General features: G+C 36.5%; 15 protein-coding genes. 8 read left to right on the forward strand and 7 right to left on the reverse strand.

The genetic code is table 11. From position 1 onward, the window contains the following. Nucleotides 1-68 precede the first annotated feature (68 nt). The 4 genes from sigF to BM350_RS03325 form a co-directional block, all read right to left on the reverse strand. Entirely contained in the window at nucleotides 69-827 is a 759-nt protein-coding gene (gene sigF / locus BM350_RS03310) for an RNA polymerase sporulation sigma factor SigF (protein WP_090914107.1), read from the reverse strand. 12 nt (nucleotides 828-839) lie between these two features. Next, nucleotides 840-1280 carry an anti-sigma F factor gene (gene spoIIAB, locus BM350_RS03315; RefSeq protein WP_090914105.1) on the reverse strand — a complete coding sequence of 147 codons (441 nt, stop codon included), beginning with the start codon at nucleotides 1278-1280 and terminating at the stop codon, nucleotides 840-842. Next, nucleotides 1281-1631: an anti-sigma F factor antagonist gene (gene spoIIAA / locus BM350_RS03320; RefSeq protein ID WP_090914103.1), complete on the reverse strand. Its 351-nt coding sequence runs from the start codon at nucleotides 1629-1631 to the stop codon at nucleotides 1281-1283. 660 nt (nucleotides 1632-2291) lie between these two features. Next, nucleotides 2292-3470, reverse strand: a complete 1179-nt coding sequence (locus BM350_RS03325) for a D-alanyl-D-alanine carboxypeptidase family protein (protein WP_090914101.1) — start codon at nucleotides 3468-3470, stop codon at nucleotides 2292-2294. A 167-nt stretch (nucleotides 3471-3637) separates the two neighbouring features. On the opposite strand from BM350_RS03325, the gene BM350_RS03335 reads away from it, so the two are divergent. The 6 genes from BM350_RS03335 to BM350_RS03360 all read left to right on the forward strand — a co-directional run bounded on the left by BM350_RS03335 (nucleotide 3638) and on the right by BM350_RS03360 (nucleotide 10323). Continuing rightward, nucleotides 3638-4057 (forward strand): GntR family transcriptional regulator, encoded by a 420-nt coding sequence (locus BM350_RS03335; RefSeq protein WP_139207614.1) that lies wholly within the window; start codon nucleotides 3638-3640, stop codon nucleotides 4055-4057. Then, entirely contained in the window at nucleotides 4023-4904 is an 882-nt protein-coding gene (locus BM350_RS03340; protein WP_090914098.1) for an ABC transporter ATP-binding protein, read from the forward strand. The genes BM350_RS03335 and BM350_RS03340 overlap by 35 nt, the downstream gene beginning before the upstream one ends. Beyond that, the gene (locus BM350_RS03345) at nucleotides 4894-5979 is read left to right on the forward strand and encodes an ABC transporter permease subunit (RefSeq protein WP_090914096.1); all 1086 of its coding nucleotides are present in this window, start codon (nucleotides 4894-4896) and stop codon (nucleotides 5977-5979) included. The genes BM350_RS03340 and BM350_RS03345 overlap by 11 nt, the downstream gene beginning before the upstream one ends. Nucleotides 5980-6027: 48 nt before the next feature. Then, complete coding sequence (locus BM350_RS03350; RefSeq protein WP_090914094.1) at nucleotides 6028-7098, forward strand: ABC transporter permease subunit; 1071 nt, start codon at nucleotides 6028-6030, stop codon at nucleotides 7096-7098. Nucleotides 7099-7148: 50 nt separating this feature from the next. After that, nucleotides 7149-8216: an ABC transporter permease gene (locus BM350_RS03355; protein WP_090914092.1), complete on the forward strand. Its 1068-nt coding sequence runs from the start codon at nucleotides 7149-7151 to the stop codon at nucleotides 8214-8216. 322 nt (nucleotides 8217-8538) lie between these two features. Continuing rightward, on the forward strand, nucleotides 8539-10323 hold the full coding sequence (locus BM350_RS03360; protein WP_090914090.1) for an adenine deaminase C-terminal domain-containing protein: 1785 nt from the start codon (nucleotides 8539-8541) through the stop codon (nucleotides 10321-10323). Between the two features lie 12 nt (nucleotides 10324-10335). Here BM350_RS03360 and BM350_RS03365 read toward each other — a convergent pair whose 3' ends face one another. Both BM350_RS03365 and BM350_RS03370 read right to left on the reverse strand, forming a co-directional pair. Next, entirely contained in the window at nucleotides 10336-10881 is a 546-nt protein-coding gene (locus tag BM350_RS03365; protein ID WP_090914088.1) for a hypothetical protein, read from the reverse strand. 257 nt (nucleotides 10882-11138) lie between these two features. Then, a complete protein-coding gene (locus tag BM350_RS03370) occupies nucleotides 11139-11558 on the reverse strand; it encodes a MarR family winged helix-turn-helix transcriptional regulator (protein WP_139207613.1) in 420 nt (139 codons plus the stop codon). 262 nt (nucleotides 11559-11820) lie between these two features. Here BM350_RS03370 and BM350_RS03375 point away from each other — a divergent pair, with 262 nt between their 5' ends. Both BM350_RS03375 and BM350_RS03380 read left to right on the forward strand, forming a co-directional pair. Next, nucleotides 11821-12480, forward strand: a complete 660-nt coding sequence (locus BM350_RS03375; protein ID WP_090914084.1) for an SIMPL domain-containing protein — start codon at nucleotides 11821-11823, stop codon at nucleotides 12478-12480. A gap of 134 nt (nucleotides 12481-12614) precedes the next feature. Then, nucleotides 12615-13904 (forward strand): NCS2 family permease, encoded by a 1290-nt coding sequence (locus BM350_RS03380; protein WP_090914083.1) that lies wholly within the window; start codon nucleotides 12615-12617, stop codon nucleotides 13902-13904. An 81-nt stretch (nucleotides 13905-13985) separates the two neighbouring features. Here the strand turns inward: BM350_RS03380 and corA are convergent, their stop codons facing one another. Beyond that, a complete protein-coding gene (corA, locus tag BM350_RS03385) occupies nucleotides 13986-14948 on the reverse strand; it encodes a magnesium/cobalt transporter CorA (protein ID WP_139207625.1) in 963 nt (320 codons plus the stop codon). Nucleotides 14949-14968: the final 20 nt, after the last annotated feature.

Raw genomic sequence — 14968 nt, forward strand, 5'->3', positions numbered from 1 at the left:
TCGTAGTTGTAGTATGGATATTGGAAAATTTTCTAATACAACTTTTTTAAAATAAAAAAACGAATAGACTATTCGCCTATTCGTTCCTTCATTTGCTTTAATATTTTCTTTTCTAGCCGTGATACTTGTACTTGAGAAATTCCTAAACGCTCCGCTACTTCCGATTGTGTTTGATCTTTATAATACCGCAAATATACAATCAATCGTTCACGCTCATCTAATTCACGAATTGCTTCTTTCAACGCAATCTTATCAAACCACTTTGTTTCAGAACGATCCGCTATTTGATCTAAAACAGTAATAGGATCACCATCATTTTCATACACCGTTTCATGTATAGATGATGGTGTCCGGCTTGCTTCTTGCGCCATTACAACTTCTTCCGGCGTTAACTCTAACGCCTCTGCTATTTCGGTAATTGTTGGTGCACGGCCATACTCTTTTGATAATTCGTCTTTCATTTTACGAATTTTATTTCCAGTTTCTTTTAAAGAACGACTTACTTTCACTGTCCCGTCATCACGTAAAAAACGTTGAATTTCTCCAATAATCATGGGAACTGCATATGTTGAAAACTTTACATCAAAAGATAGATCAAATTTATCGACAGATTTCAGTAAACCAATACAGCCAATTTGAAACAAGTCCTCCGGCTCGTAACCGCGATTTAAAAAACGTTGTACAACCGACCAAACAAGTCTCATATTATTTTGTATAATTAAATCTCTCGCTCCTTGATCACCATCTTGACTTCGCTTAATTAATTCTTTTAACTCATGATCCTTTAACTGACCTTTTCCTTTTTCACTTCTGACCTCTATGTCCATAGGCAATTCTCCTTAATTGCATAGAGCGTTACTTTTTGATAGATGCTTCGTCAAATGGATCGTTGTCCCGAAGGATTTATTAGAAATAACCTCTACTTCGTCCATAAAATTTTCCATAATGGTAAATCCCATTCCGGAACGCTCTAATTCGGGTTTTGTTGTAAAAAGGGGTTGCCTTGCTTCATCTAAATCTAGAATTCCAATCCCTTCATCACGAATCGTTAACTTTACCATACCATCTTCTAAAATAACCGTAATATACACAACGCCATCTGGGTGTCCTTCATATCCATGAATAATAGCATTCGTTACCGCCTCAGACACAACTGTTTTCACTTCCGTTAACTCTTCCATCGTTGGATCAAGCTGCGCAATAAAAGCCGCAACTGTAACCCGAGCAAACGATTCATTTTGACTTAATGCTGAAAATTGAAGGTTCATCTCATTTCTCATCTATGCCACCCCCAATGTCGCAAGCGCATGCGCTTCATCTTCTTCTAATCGAATAATTTTAAATAGCCCTGACATCTCAAATAAGCGCTTTACAGCAGGAGAAATTGCACAAACAACCATTTCGCCGCCTAAGCTTTTGACATGTTTATATCTACCTAATATAACACCAAGACCAGAGCTATCCATAAATGCTAGTTGTTCTAAATTTAAAATAATATGATGAACATGATGCGTCTCAATCATATCAGTTACTTTCGCTCGCAACTCTTCGGCAGTATGATGATCTAGTTCGCCCGCTAAACGAACACATAAGACGTCACGCTTTACTTCTAAATGGATGGAAAGACTCACTCTATTTCCTCCTTACATTCAAAATTCGCGTATACACGCAAAACATATAAGAAGTTTTTCTCTAAAATAAATGTAGAATCCTTCCACCTGACAAAAGAAGTACTATTTCGTCATAAAATGAACCTTCTATATAAATCCAAATTAAAAAACCGACATAAAGTGAAACTTTAATCAGTGAGGGTCTTCATCCCGCACTGATTATCAGCCCTCACCAATCGGGCTTTTACGGGCAGTTTATCTCCCACTTAACTTCTTAAGAAAAGCGGAAGTGGCTCGTTCAGAATGTGAGGGGGATAGAGCTTCTGACGTAGAGGTGTTTTTTACCTCTTAGGAAGAAGCGAAGCCACCGAACATTCTAGCCACTGAAGCTAGACAATGCTTTCGCCGAATTTTGAGGCGGGAGTATTACTGCCCAAGAATAGCGGGATAAAACCATTCTTTTTCGGTGGGCGAGAGCATCTGGCCATGTATAGAAGCGGTCAGTGCCCTTTCCTGCCACATACAAGGTAAAACAAAGGGAGAAAGCAAGTGCAGGTTCCTTTTCTTCTGCATAGCCGCAATCTATATGTCGAAAAATGAAAATGGATTCATATAGAAACATCTCTCACTATCGAAATCATAGCAAAATTACTAAAAGAGAAAGCGGCAACTAAATTGCCGCTATTTCGATGTCGAAAACATCCCAAAACTTCGTTTAAATAATTCCCACCAGCTCGCTGCTGCAACATCTTCTTTTGCAACAATTGTTTGTTTGAGTAACACTTCATTCCCTTTTTTTATAACAAGTGTACCTAAGGCATCTCCTTTTTTAATTGGAGCTTTCACCTTCTCCTCAGCAACTACTTCTTTTTTGAGATTCTTCATTGTTTCTCCTTTTTTCATTAACAGAGAAACATTGTCAGAAGCTACTAAGTCGACAGTTTCTTTTTTTCCTTTTCCTACTTTTACCGTTTGAATTTTTTCTCCCCTTGTATACATCTTTTTCGTCATATATTGACTAAATGCATAATCAAGAAGCTTCGTTACTTCCGCATTTCGTTCCTTTGATGTTGGAGATCCCATAATAACAGAAATGACACGCATGCCATTGCGTTCTGCAGATGCTGTTAAACAATATTTTGCTTCTGTTGTAAAACCTGTTTTTACACCGTCAACACCTGGATAGAAACGAACAAGCTTGTTTGTATTTACAAGCCAAAATTTCTTATCCGTATCTTCTCGTAAATAATCTTCATATTTCCCTGTATATTTACGGATTAACGGGTATTTCATTAATTCCTTTGCCATAACTGCCATGTCATATGCTGTTGAATAATGATTTTCGGCTGGAAGACCTGTTGGATTTTGAAAATGAGTATTTTTAAGTCCTAAATCTTTTGCTTTTTTATTCATCCTATCTACAAATCCTTCTTCTGATCCAGCAATATGTTCTGCAACTGCAACGGATGCATCATTTCCAGATGCAATGGCAATGCCTTTTAACATTTCATCGACTGTCATTTCTTCACCAGGCTCAAGGAAAATTTGTGACCCGCCCATAGAAGCTGCATGTTCACTCGTTCTCACTTTATCTTTCAGTTTTAATTTTCCTTTTTCAATTTGTTCCATAATGAGTAACATGGTCATAATTTTTGTCATACTAGCAGGTGGCAACTTTTCATTTGGACTTTTTTCAAATAAAACTTTCCCTGTATCCTGCTCAATCACAATTGCTGACGATGCTTGTTCTGCTAGTTTCGGTTTTGTTTCTGCTTCTTTTTTCTCAGACTGTGCAAAACCGATTGGAACAGCAGAAAGCAATAACATGAAACACACAAGTATTCCTATTAATCGCTTCATGACTAACCCTCCATTCTATATCACACCTATTTTTTCCAAACGAAGGGGTTTTATACCATAATTTTCTAAAAATATAGTTGACAAATCATTATGCACTATATATTGTATTAAGTGTATTACACCTAATAGTACACTTATACTTTTTTATTAGAAAGGAGACATTGCTCTTGCACATTCAACTAGATCCAAGAAGCAACACTCCGATATGGGAACAAATTGTTCATAATGTTAAAGAGCTAATTTTAAGGGGGATGCTCGAACCTAACGATAAACTCCCTTCCGTTCGTGAACTTGCCTCTTCACTAGTGATTAATCCAAACACAGTGAGTAAGGCTTATCAAGAATTAGAGCGGCAAGGAATTATCGAAACGCTGCGCGGCAAAGGAACATTTGTCTCGCAATCCATTACTCCCGCACAAGATGAAAGGAAAATTGCTATGGTAGAAAAACAATTTCATCAATTGTTACTAGAAGCTTCTTATCTCGGTATTTCAAAAGAAAAAATTCATGATTGGATTGATTCATACTATAAAGAGTTAGGAGGAAATACTCATGTTAAAAGTGACGAACGTAAAGAAAACAATTGATAATCAAACGATATTAGAAGATATTTCATTTACTTTAAAAAAAGGAAGCATTACCGGATTACTCGGAAGAAACGGAGCTGGAAAAACAACGTTATTACGTACACTCGTTGGAATCTTAAATCCAGATGAAGGCACTGTTACCTATAACGAAGTTGACGTGCACAAACACCCTGAAGTGAAACAAACAGTTGTATATGTTCCAGACTCTACAAACGTATTAAGCGGCTATACAGTAAAAGAAATCGTAAAATTCTATAAAGCAGTCTATCAAAATTTCAATACAGACTATTTTTATGAGTTACTAGAGCGTTTTAACTTACCAGACAAACGTATTCGCAGCTACTCCCGCGGAATGAAAGCATTATTAGCAATGATCTTAGCTTTTTCTACTGGCGTAGAATACATTATTTTAGATGAGCCAACAAACGGACTTGATCCAATCGTAAAAAGACAAATCCTGCAATTTTTAATTGAAGAAGTAGCAGAACGCGAAATTACCATTCTCATTTCTACGCATCACTTAGATGAAATTGAAAAAATCGCAGACACAGTCATCATTTTAAAAGATCATACCATTGCATCGATTACAGCTTTAGACGATACAAAATCACGGTATGCAAAAATTCAAGTCGCTTATGAACGTTCACTACCACAAAAGCTAGAAAACTTAAGTAATGTAAAAGTATTACAACAAACCGGAAAAGTATACACCGTTTTAATCGAAGGCACTGTAGCAACTACGTTAGAAAAATTTCATAAAGAACAGCCGCTCTTATTAGAAGAATTACCAATGTCACTTGAGGATGTATTTGTTACGGCTTTTGAGGAGGGGTCACATGTTTCATAGGGCGTTGTGGATGCGAACGTTTAAACAGGGGAAATATGTACTTTTATTATTTTGGTTAAGTAGTTTTTATATGCTTCCTTATCAATATTATAACGGTGCACAATCTGAATTATCTCAATCAACAATGAAATTTGATGGTTATGTATATTACTACGCCTATTCTTTTCAAACAGTAGATCCAGTCATGATACAAGGTATTACTCTCATTGCACTCGCTTGTCTATTGATTGGATGGGAACGAAGCAATCAATCTATTGATTTTCTTTTCTCTATGCCTTTCAAGCGAAAAGATATTTTTCTAACAAAATGGTTGTTTGGTATTTTTAATATTATAATCGTAAACATTGTTTGTTGGATTAGTATGTATGGGATTAAAAAGCTCTCTTTTCATGATCAATATCAAATCTTTAGCCCTTTTCACACTTACTTTTTGTACACTACAATTATACTCATTGCTGTCTATACATTTGCGTTGTTTATTGGCACCATTACAGGAAGTCTTCTTTCACAAGGTTTCTTAACAGCAAGTATTTTATATCTTCCATACATTTTAATAGTATCATTATTGGGATTTTTTTACGTTCATGTAGGAGATTCAGAGAAAGAATTATATAAAACAGAACCTAAGTTTATTGACTACATAGAACAGACAAGCGTATTAGCACCATTACACGAATTTTATATTCAATATGATTACCATCCTATTGAAAATTTTGATCAACATGGGAATAAAATCTCCGAATCACCAAGGTTAAATCCTATGGAAAAGATATCAATACCATCTGCTTGGAATCTCCTCAGCACGATTGCTTATATTATCATATTTTTCCCATTAGGAATTACTTTATATACGTATTCTCCTAACGATCAAAACGGAAAAATCCTTTTATTTCCAAAGTCACAAAAATGGTTCATTGCTTGTACTGTCATTTGTATTGCGCTGTTAGGTGGACGCATATTGGGAATGCGCCTCTCTATATGGGGATATTATATAAGCGTTTTTGGAACTGGGATTATTAGTTATATCATATTAACTCGATTGCTGAAATGGAAATTCTCTCTCGGTGGAAGATAACGATATTTTTAATCAAGAAGTAAACACATACAAATAGAGGTGAATTACATGTTCCATAAAGCATTATGGATGCGAAACTGGAAACAAGGGAAATATACCATCTTACTCTTTTGGCTCATTAATTTCTATATACTGTCATACAAGTATTATGAAGCAGCCGCAAAAGAGTTTGAAAACTTACAAATGATGCGTCGATGGAAATATCATTTCTATTATCACTATATTTTCCCTGAAGAAACTATAGTAATACAAAGTGCACTTGTTATTGTCCTAGGTTGTGTACTCATTGGCTGGGATCGTCATAATCAATCTACCGACTTACTTTGGTCGATGCCATTTAAACGAACACACATCTTTCTTGCAAAATGGATTTTTGGTGTTTCGAATATTATTGGCATGCTTATTGTAAACTGGGGAATTTTCGCTATTATGAAAAAAACAACTTTTCATAATAAGTATCAAATATTTTCACCGTTTCACTATTATTTCCTATATGCAACTATCGTACTCATTGCAATCTATACGTTAACACTATGTATTGGAACAATTGCTGGAAATATTGTATCACAAGGCTTTTTAACTGCAATTGTTCTTATTTTACCGTTCGTATTGTCTATTTTAATTGCTGGATTCATTTCTGTTCATACGAATAAATCTTATTCCAACACTTACGAACAAGAAAATACATATATGAATAATGCCGGAACACTTACGGCATTTTCACCGATGATGTATTTTCAAATTTACTTCAATTATAATCCTAACCTTAATTATAAAGACGACAATGGCAAGCATTTAGACGAGCCTAATTTCACTAAGATTCCTTCCGCATGGAAGCTTTTAAGTCCAGTTATATATATACTTTTTCTATTACCATTAAGTACGTACTTATATGCTCGGTCACCTAACGAACAAAACGGAAAAATACTCCTTTTTCCAAAACTACAAAAGCTCTTTATCGTTTGTACCGTAACGTGCTTTGCCTTACTTGGTGCTCGTTTACTAGGAGGAATCAATTCGTTGGTAGGCTATTATAGCGGTTTTCTGGGCACAGGAGTTATTACTTATCTCATTCTATCTCGTCTGTTAAAATGGAAATTTTCTTTCGTAGGAAGATAGCGATACTATTCTAACCAATACAAATATACGTATTAATCGAGGTGAATTATATGTTCAATAAAGCATTATGGATGCGAAACTGGAAGCAAGGAAAGTATGTCATTGTGTTATTTTGGATCAGTACATTATGTCTCTTACCATATCGATATTATAGCAACGCACTGCACCAAGCTAAGTACTTACGTGAAACGACGGATACGTATTATTCCTATCATTTGAGCGGAGATAGTCCTACATTTTTTCCTGCTCTGCTTTTAATTGGATTAGCTGTCATATTAATAGGCTGGGAGCGTCATAATCAAACAAATAATTTTTTGTGGTCTATGCCATTTAAACGCTCACACTTATTTTCATCAAAATGGTTATTCGGTACGGTCCATATCGTAAGTGCACTTAGCATAAGCTGGTTCCTTATGTATATCATCTATAAAACTACGATACACGCCGATTATCAATCATTTACACCGTTTCATCTATACTTTGTATATACAATCATGACATTAATTGCAGTTTATACATTATCCCTTTTCATCGGAAGCATTACAGGAAATATCGTTTCACAAGGAGCGCTAAGTTATATTTTATTGGTTTTCCCGATTTACATTTCTCAGCTTGCGTTTCCGTTCTTTGCATTACATGTTGATTTATCAGAAAAAGAATATGACAAGGTCTATCGTAAAAGTTCCGTGTATATAGAAAATACAAGTACATTATCCCCTCTTATGCATTTTAATATTAACTATGATTATCAACCGCAAAGAGAAGCTATACAAGATGAATACGGAGAGCTACATGTAGGACCTGCTTATCATCATATCCCGTCTACATGGACACTACTAAGTCCGGCAATTTATATACTTATTTGTCTTCCACTAGGAGCTTATTTATATGCATGCTCCCCTAATGAACATAATGGAAAGATATTGCTCTATCAAAAACTTCATATCTATTTCTCAGTATGTACTTCCATTTGTTTTGGACTTCTTGGCAGCGAAGTGTTCACTGATGGCAGTAAATCTGTCCCACTTCACTATATGTATTTTATCGGATTTGGCATTTTGACATATGCCATTTTACAGTGGGTATTAAAGCATAAACTTTCTTTATATGCAAAATAGCCTCCTAGTCAGGAGGCTATTTTCAGAGTATCGAAAAACAAACTTGTCTCTATACACTTGCTTCTCTTCCCTCCTCTTTACAATTAAAAGAGGGGTTTTTATATGTACTTTATAAAACAGAAGCTAAAAAAGTGAGCCACACTTCGTTTCTTGCACGGGTTTGGCATAGATTTAACTTATCAAAAAACAGAAGAAGAAAAGACGGTCTACAATGTGATCACCCTTTATAGTAAAATATAAAAATAGATAAGACTGAATATTTAGATACTTAAACATGAACTAAAGAGCGTGAAAAAAAACAGATTAGGGGGTGGAGACTTACATGAGATACATTGAAAGGGATGCATTGTGGAAACTTATAGAGGTATCAAGGGGGGAACTTCCGGCAACAGTTTGGATTACAGGAGGAATTGTGTTTAATGTATACACAGGAGAGCTAGAAAGAAAAGATATCGTTTTGTATGAAGACCGTATTGCTTATGTAGGAATGCGGGAACCACAAATTGATGAAAAAACACAAATTATAGATGCATCCAACTTTACGTTAGTTCCAGGATACATCGAACCTCATGCACATCCGTATCAGTATTATAATCCTGCGTCATTTGGAGAATTCGCTTTAAGCTTAGGCACAACGACTTTAGTGAATGATAATCTAATATTTTATTTAAATGCAGATCAGAAAGGCTTTGAATATTTAATAGACTATAGCAGTCATTTGCCTGTCAAAAATTATTGGTGGGCAAGGATGGATCCGCAAAGCAACCACCCGGATATGTTAGCGAAATTCACGACTGAGTGCTTGGTCAGTTTACTTCGTCATAAGCAGATTATACAAGCCGGTGAATTGACAGCTTGGCCTGCCGCCTTGGCTGGTGATGAAACCATACTAGAAGGAATAGCAGAAGCACGGAGGCTCGGCAAAAGAATTGAAGGGCATAACCCAGGAGCCTCTAGTGAAACCTTAAATGCTTTGGCAGCACTCGGTGTTACGGCTTGTCATGAAGCTATCAATGGAGAAGAAGTAATCAGAAGACTTCGTTTAGGTATGTATGCAACTTTGCGTCACTCCTCCATACGTCCTGATTTGCCAGGCTTAATTAAAGATTTACAAGAGCTCGACTTTGATTTTTCTTCCGCTTCAAGACTTATGTTAACAACAGATGGCTCTATGCCCCCATTTCTTCAGCATGGACTAATGGACTATCTTATTAAGGTTTCTCTCGATAATGGCGTTCCTTTCCATGCCGCTTATCGGATGGCCACTTTAAACCCTGCAACGTATTATGGATTGGATCAAGAAATCGGCGGAATCGCCCCAAGACGAATCGCAGATATTCTTTTTCTCGAGGATATAAGCAAACCTTCTCCGATCAAGGTGATGGCAAACGGGCAGCTGGTTGCGACAAACAGGCAGCTATTGAACCCGTTTCCTGTATGTGATTGGCAGCAATTGCAATTTGAGCCCATGCACATAGAATGGCGCGTTCAGCCGGAATGGCTTGATATGACCGCTGAGCATCCGGAAGTTCTTGTAATAGAAATGCTGAATGCGGTCATTACGAAACCAAGTCTAGAAGCATTGTCATTAAAGCAAGGTATTATTGACTTGGAAGCAAGAGAAGGATATTGTTATGTCAGTCTTATTGATCAAAAGGGGAAATGGGTTACTAACGGCATATTAAAAGGGTTTGCCGATCACCTAGATGCTTTAGCGACAACCTATACAGCATCTCAAGATATTGTTGTTATAGGGCAAAAGAAAGAGATTATGATACAGGCTGTAAATCAGCTACTCACTCAAGGCGGCGGTACCATATTAATGGAGGGAGAGGAAACCTTATTCAATTTGGAATTACCGCTTGGAGGGAAAATGAGCAAGTTACCCATGCATGAACTGATTTCAAAAACGATAAGACTTGTACAACTTCTGAAAGAGAGAGGACATCAGCATATCGATCCACTATATACGATGTTCTTTTTGACATCGACCCATTTACCAGCGGTACGCTTGACAGCTGAAGGAGTATACTCTGTTAAAGAGAATGTGGTTGTTTCTTCGGTTAGGAGAATACAGAGTGACTATCAGATAAACAATGTAAAATAGCCTCCTAGGAGGCTATTTCACATTGTTTCGTTTTTCACTATAGTTCTTCTCCTCATCTGTCCCGAATCCATTACCATTTGCCACAATTCGATCTGTCGGTGCAACAATACTTTCAGCAATTTTCCAATCTCCATACTCTCGTACAAATACTTGTAAAAAGTAGTTCGTTCCATTTATTTGATAGGTGTTTTCTTTTTTCACATCATACTGCACAGCTAAATAGTATACTTGTACATTTTCTTTTCCGAATTTTGATACATACTGAGAAACTCGCGGCATATAAACCGCAGCTTTCGTTAGTGACATTTGTTTTATACCGACAAGAGAAGAATGTTTTATATTATGTAAAGTATCTTGATGATGAATGCGATCATTGTGATGAAATAATACAGACGTTTGCATTGAACGCATCCATAACTTTGAATATAAAACCGTTTTATGATTGGAGAGGTACTCCAGTTCTTTTTGGACAATTTGATTTGGAGACGCTGCACGTATCTCAGTGCCATAACATAATAAACAGATACCGATAATTCCAAAAGAAACAATACGCTTCATTGCCAGCCTCCTATTCCATATACGTAAAGTATAGGAATTTCAGGCTATTTTTATGCAATGCAGAATACAGCATGACTGCTACTTGTTTTCTCCTTTTGTTTTACCTTACATGTGGCAGGAAAAGGCCCTAACCGCTTCTATGCATGGCCAGATGCTCTCGCCCACCTAAAAAGAAAGGGGGTTTTTATGTCATTTTTTCAATTTGCACATATATTTACACATAAAAAAATAGAAAAGCAATCGTTGCTTTTCTATTTTCATAGGACTCTATCAAAGAGCTCTAATGCCATTTCTATTTCCTCGTCGCTCCAGTCTTGAAACTTCTCTCTATAGTATTCTTTTCGAACATTTTCAAGTTTTTCAGCAACTTCTCTTCCACTATCTGTAATTTCTAAATACACGATGCGCCTGTCTGAATTAGATCGCTTTCTCATTACAAGCCCCTTACGAGCAAGGCGATCTGTAACTGCTGTAATATGACTGGATGTAACGTTCACTTCACTTGCAATTTGCGATGCCATTTGCGGGCTTTTCCAATATAACGCACGCAGTACAGAAAACTCATTCCATGGCATATGTTCAGAAAAAAGTTCATTAATATCACTTTGCAATAACCGAAGCATTCTCCGAAAGGAAGTAGATAAGTTTAAAATAAGCGCTTCTCGTTTTTCGTTCACTGTTCTCGACCCTTTTTTATAATATTTACACATATTATAATGCATGAATACCTTAATTGTATATATTTTCTTTCTACTTAGATTTTCTGCTATCCCGCATTAACAGGCAGTAAGTCCCCCACCTCAAGATTCAGAGAAAAGCGCGAAAGATAGGTGGGGGATGAAGCCCCCCACTGATGAAAGTTTCACTTTATATTTCTAAATTTAAGGAAAAAATGGACTCCCTTCTTTCATATACATAAAGAAAGGAAGGTGAACAATCATGCAAATGGGCATGCCCCCATATTCATATGAATTACGTAACGGCAAAGAGGCAACGATTACTGTACAAGGTGAAGGTGTCGTGAAAGCAAAACCGGATGTTGTCGTCTTAACAATTGGTGTTCGGACTGAAGATCTAAATCTAAAACAAGCACAAGCAGAAAATGCTGCTCTTTCTACTAATTTACTTGCTTCTTTAAAGCAACTTGGAATTACAGAGCAAAATATTAAAACACTTTCTTACACCATTACACCACAATATGAACACGTGAACGAAAAGCCTACCCTACGGGGTTATCAAGTTGATCATTTATATGAAATTATTGTGCTCAATGTACAAAAAGCAGGCGAAGTATATGAAGCAGCTGTAGCAAACGGAGCAAATGTCGCCAGAGGACTTGTATTTCGTGTTTCAGGGCCAAATGCTTACTATAAACAAGCATTAGTACTCGCTGTGCAAAACGCTCAAGAAAAAGCAAGGACAATCGCTAGTACATATAATCTAAATATAAATCCAGTTCCTAATTCTGTCGTTGAAGAGTCTTCTCAGATGCCGCGGGAATTTGTTGCTCATTCTGCTGTTCATGGCGGCGCTCCTCCTATTCAATCAGGAGAAATGGAAATCATTTCAACTGTACGTGCTGTTTTTACTTATATGTAATTGTATATCTAGTAAAAAAGAAACCGTTCTCATTTTATTGTTGTAAAAAACTATTGTTTTGCTATAATAATAGACGGTGGGCCTTACATAGGGATATCACGGGTGGGAGAGGGATATGAAAAAGAAGGTTTAACATGAAAGGAATTCTCGAAAAAACATTTAAATTAAATTTACATCAAACATCACCAAAACAAGAAATACTGGCTGGTGTAACATCATTTTTCACGATTGTTTATATTATGATTGTGAATGCATCGATTTTATCAGATGCTGGCATTCCTCTTGAAGCAGGAATTTTAGCAACAGTATTCAGCTCATTTGTCGGATGTCTATTAATGGCATTTTGGGCAAATGCACCGGCGATTCTTGTACCAGGTATGGGAGTAAATGCGTTCTTTACGTACACGGCTGTGCATACACTTGGTTTAACTTGGCAAGAAGCATTAGCAGCAGTATTTATCGCTGGTATTATTTTTGCAATTGCCGCCTTTACACCAATTGCTCGCACACTTTCTGCCGCAATTCCAACGTCATTAAAAGAAGCCATTACTGTCGGTATCGGACTCTTTTTAGCATTTATCGGCTTACAAAAAGGCGGTCTTGTCGTTGCAAATTCAAATACTGCTGTTGCATTAGGAAAATTAAGTAGTCCAGTTGTTCTAGCAACACTGCTTACTCTTATTGTTGCATTAGTTTTATTTATTCGTAACGTACGTGGAAATTTTTTATGGACAATCGCAATCGGAACCGGTATCTCCTGGTTATTTGGTGTTGTTGATACAAGTCAAGTTGGTAATAGTTCATTCTCCTTTGCTAACTATGGTGATGTTTTTGGAGCAATGTCGTTTGGGAAACTGACTTCTTTACCATTTTTAATCGCAACGTTCTCATTGAGTATGGTACTCATTTTTGAAAACATGGGACTTTTGCACGGTTTATTAGAAGATCAGCGTAAATTCCCTCGTGCTTATCAAGCAAATGCAATTTCAGCGATGACGTGCGGTCTATTCGGCACGAGTCCAACTGTTTCTACAGTGGAAAGTGCTGCTGGTATTACAGCGGGCGGCAAGACAGGTCTGACGTCTATCGTCACTGGTGGATTATTCTTTGCCTCATTATTTGCACTTCCGTTTGTAAAATTGATTCCAGATAGCGCAATCGCTCCAATTTTAATTATTATTGGCGGTTTAATGATTACAAACATTCAACAAATTCCTCTGAACGATTTTTCAGAAGGATTTCCAGCGTTTTTAATCATCGTTATGATTCCGCTCACATATAGCATTGCTGATGGTATCGCTTTTGGATTCATTGCATATCCAATCTTAAAAGTAGCACTTGGTAAACATAAACAAGTTGCAAAACCGCTTTATGTTATCACATGTCTCTTCTTAGCCATGTTTGTGTTACATGCCATTGGCTAAATAAAAACGCCGGGAATTCCCGGCGTTTTTATTATTCCTCCATTCGCGGGCAATAAAACCCCCACTGATGGAAGTTTCACTTTATTTAAACCAGCCCTTCTTATAAAACCAGACCATCATGCCTCCACCGATAAAGGCCATTATGGCTAAACAAATATAATAGCCATACTCCCACTTTAACTCTGGCATATTATCAAAGTTCATTCCATATACACCAACAATAAATGTTAATGGCATAAAAATGGTTGAAAAAACCGTTAATGTTTTCATAATGTTATTCATATGATGAGAGTTGAGCGAAAAGTAACTATCGCGAATATCAGCTGTCAGCTCTCGGCTTGCTTCAATCATTTCGGCAAGCTTTAAAAGATGATCGTGAATATCTTTAAAATAAATTTCATGTTCATTGACACCATAAAAGCGCGTTGAATTCAAAATACGATACAGTAAATCGCGCATCGGTACAATTGTTCGTCGTAATTTTGATAAATCAGAACGAATATCAAATACCTCTTCTAATACAACACCGGCTGTATCTCCCGTTAAATTATCATCAATTGCATTTAAATGATCTTCAATATAATATACAGGAGCAAAATAATCATCGACAATTTGGTCAATAATCATATGGGTCACATGAAGGGTACTTCTCTTTATGCGCTGTTTTTCTCCCAGTTTATTCCACGCCCGTTCAATCGCCTTATTATGCGAAAAGTGAAAAGATACAACAAAATGATCACTAACAAATAAATCAATTTCATGAGGCTCTAGTCCCTCTTCACTAAAAGCATGAAGAACTAAAAAATTATACCCTTCATAAAAGTCAACTTTCGGCCTCTGTACGTACTCTAAACAATCTTCAATCGCAAGGGGATGGAATTTAAAATAATCTTGTAAAATATATGTATACTCTTCTTTCGTCGGTTTACATAAGTCTAACCAAAACCATACGATATCTTCTCGCTTCGTTTCTTCTAATGATACGTCATATAATACTTCATTTTCCTTTGTTACTGCACAAATTCTTATCATAATTTCACCCATTATTATTATATGCAAAAAAA

It is taken from the genome of Bacillus sp. 103mf, from assembly GCF_900116295.1.
Taxonomy (GTDB): domain Bacteria; phylum Bacillota; class Bacilli; order Bacillales; family Bacillaceae_G; genus Bacillus_A; species Bacillus_A bruguierae.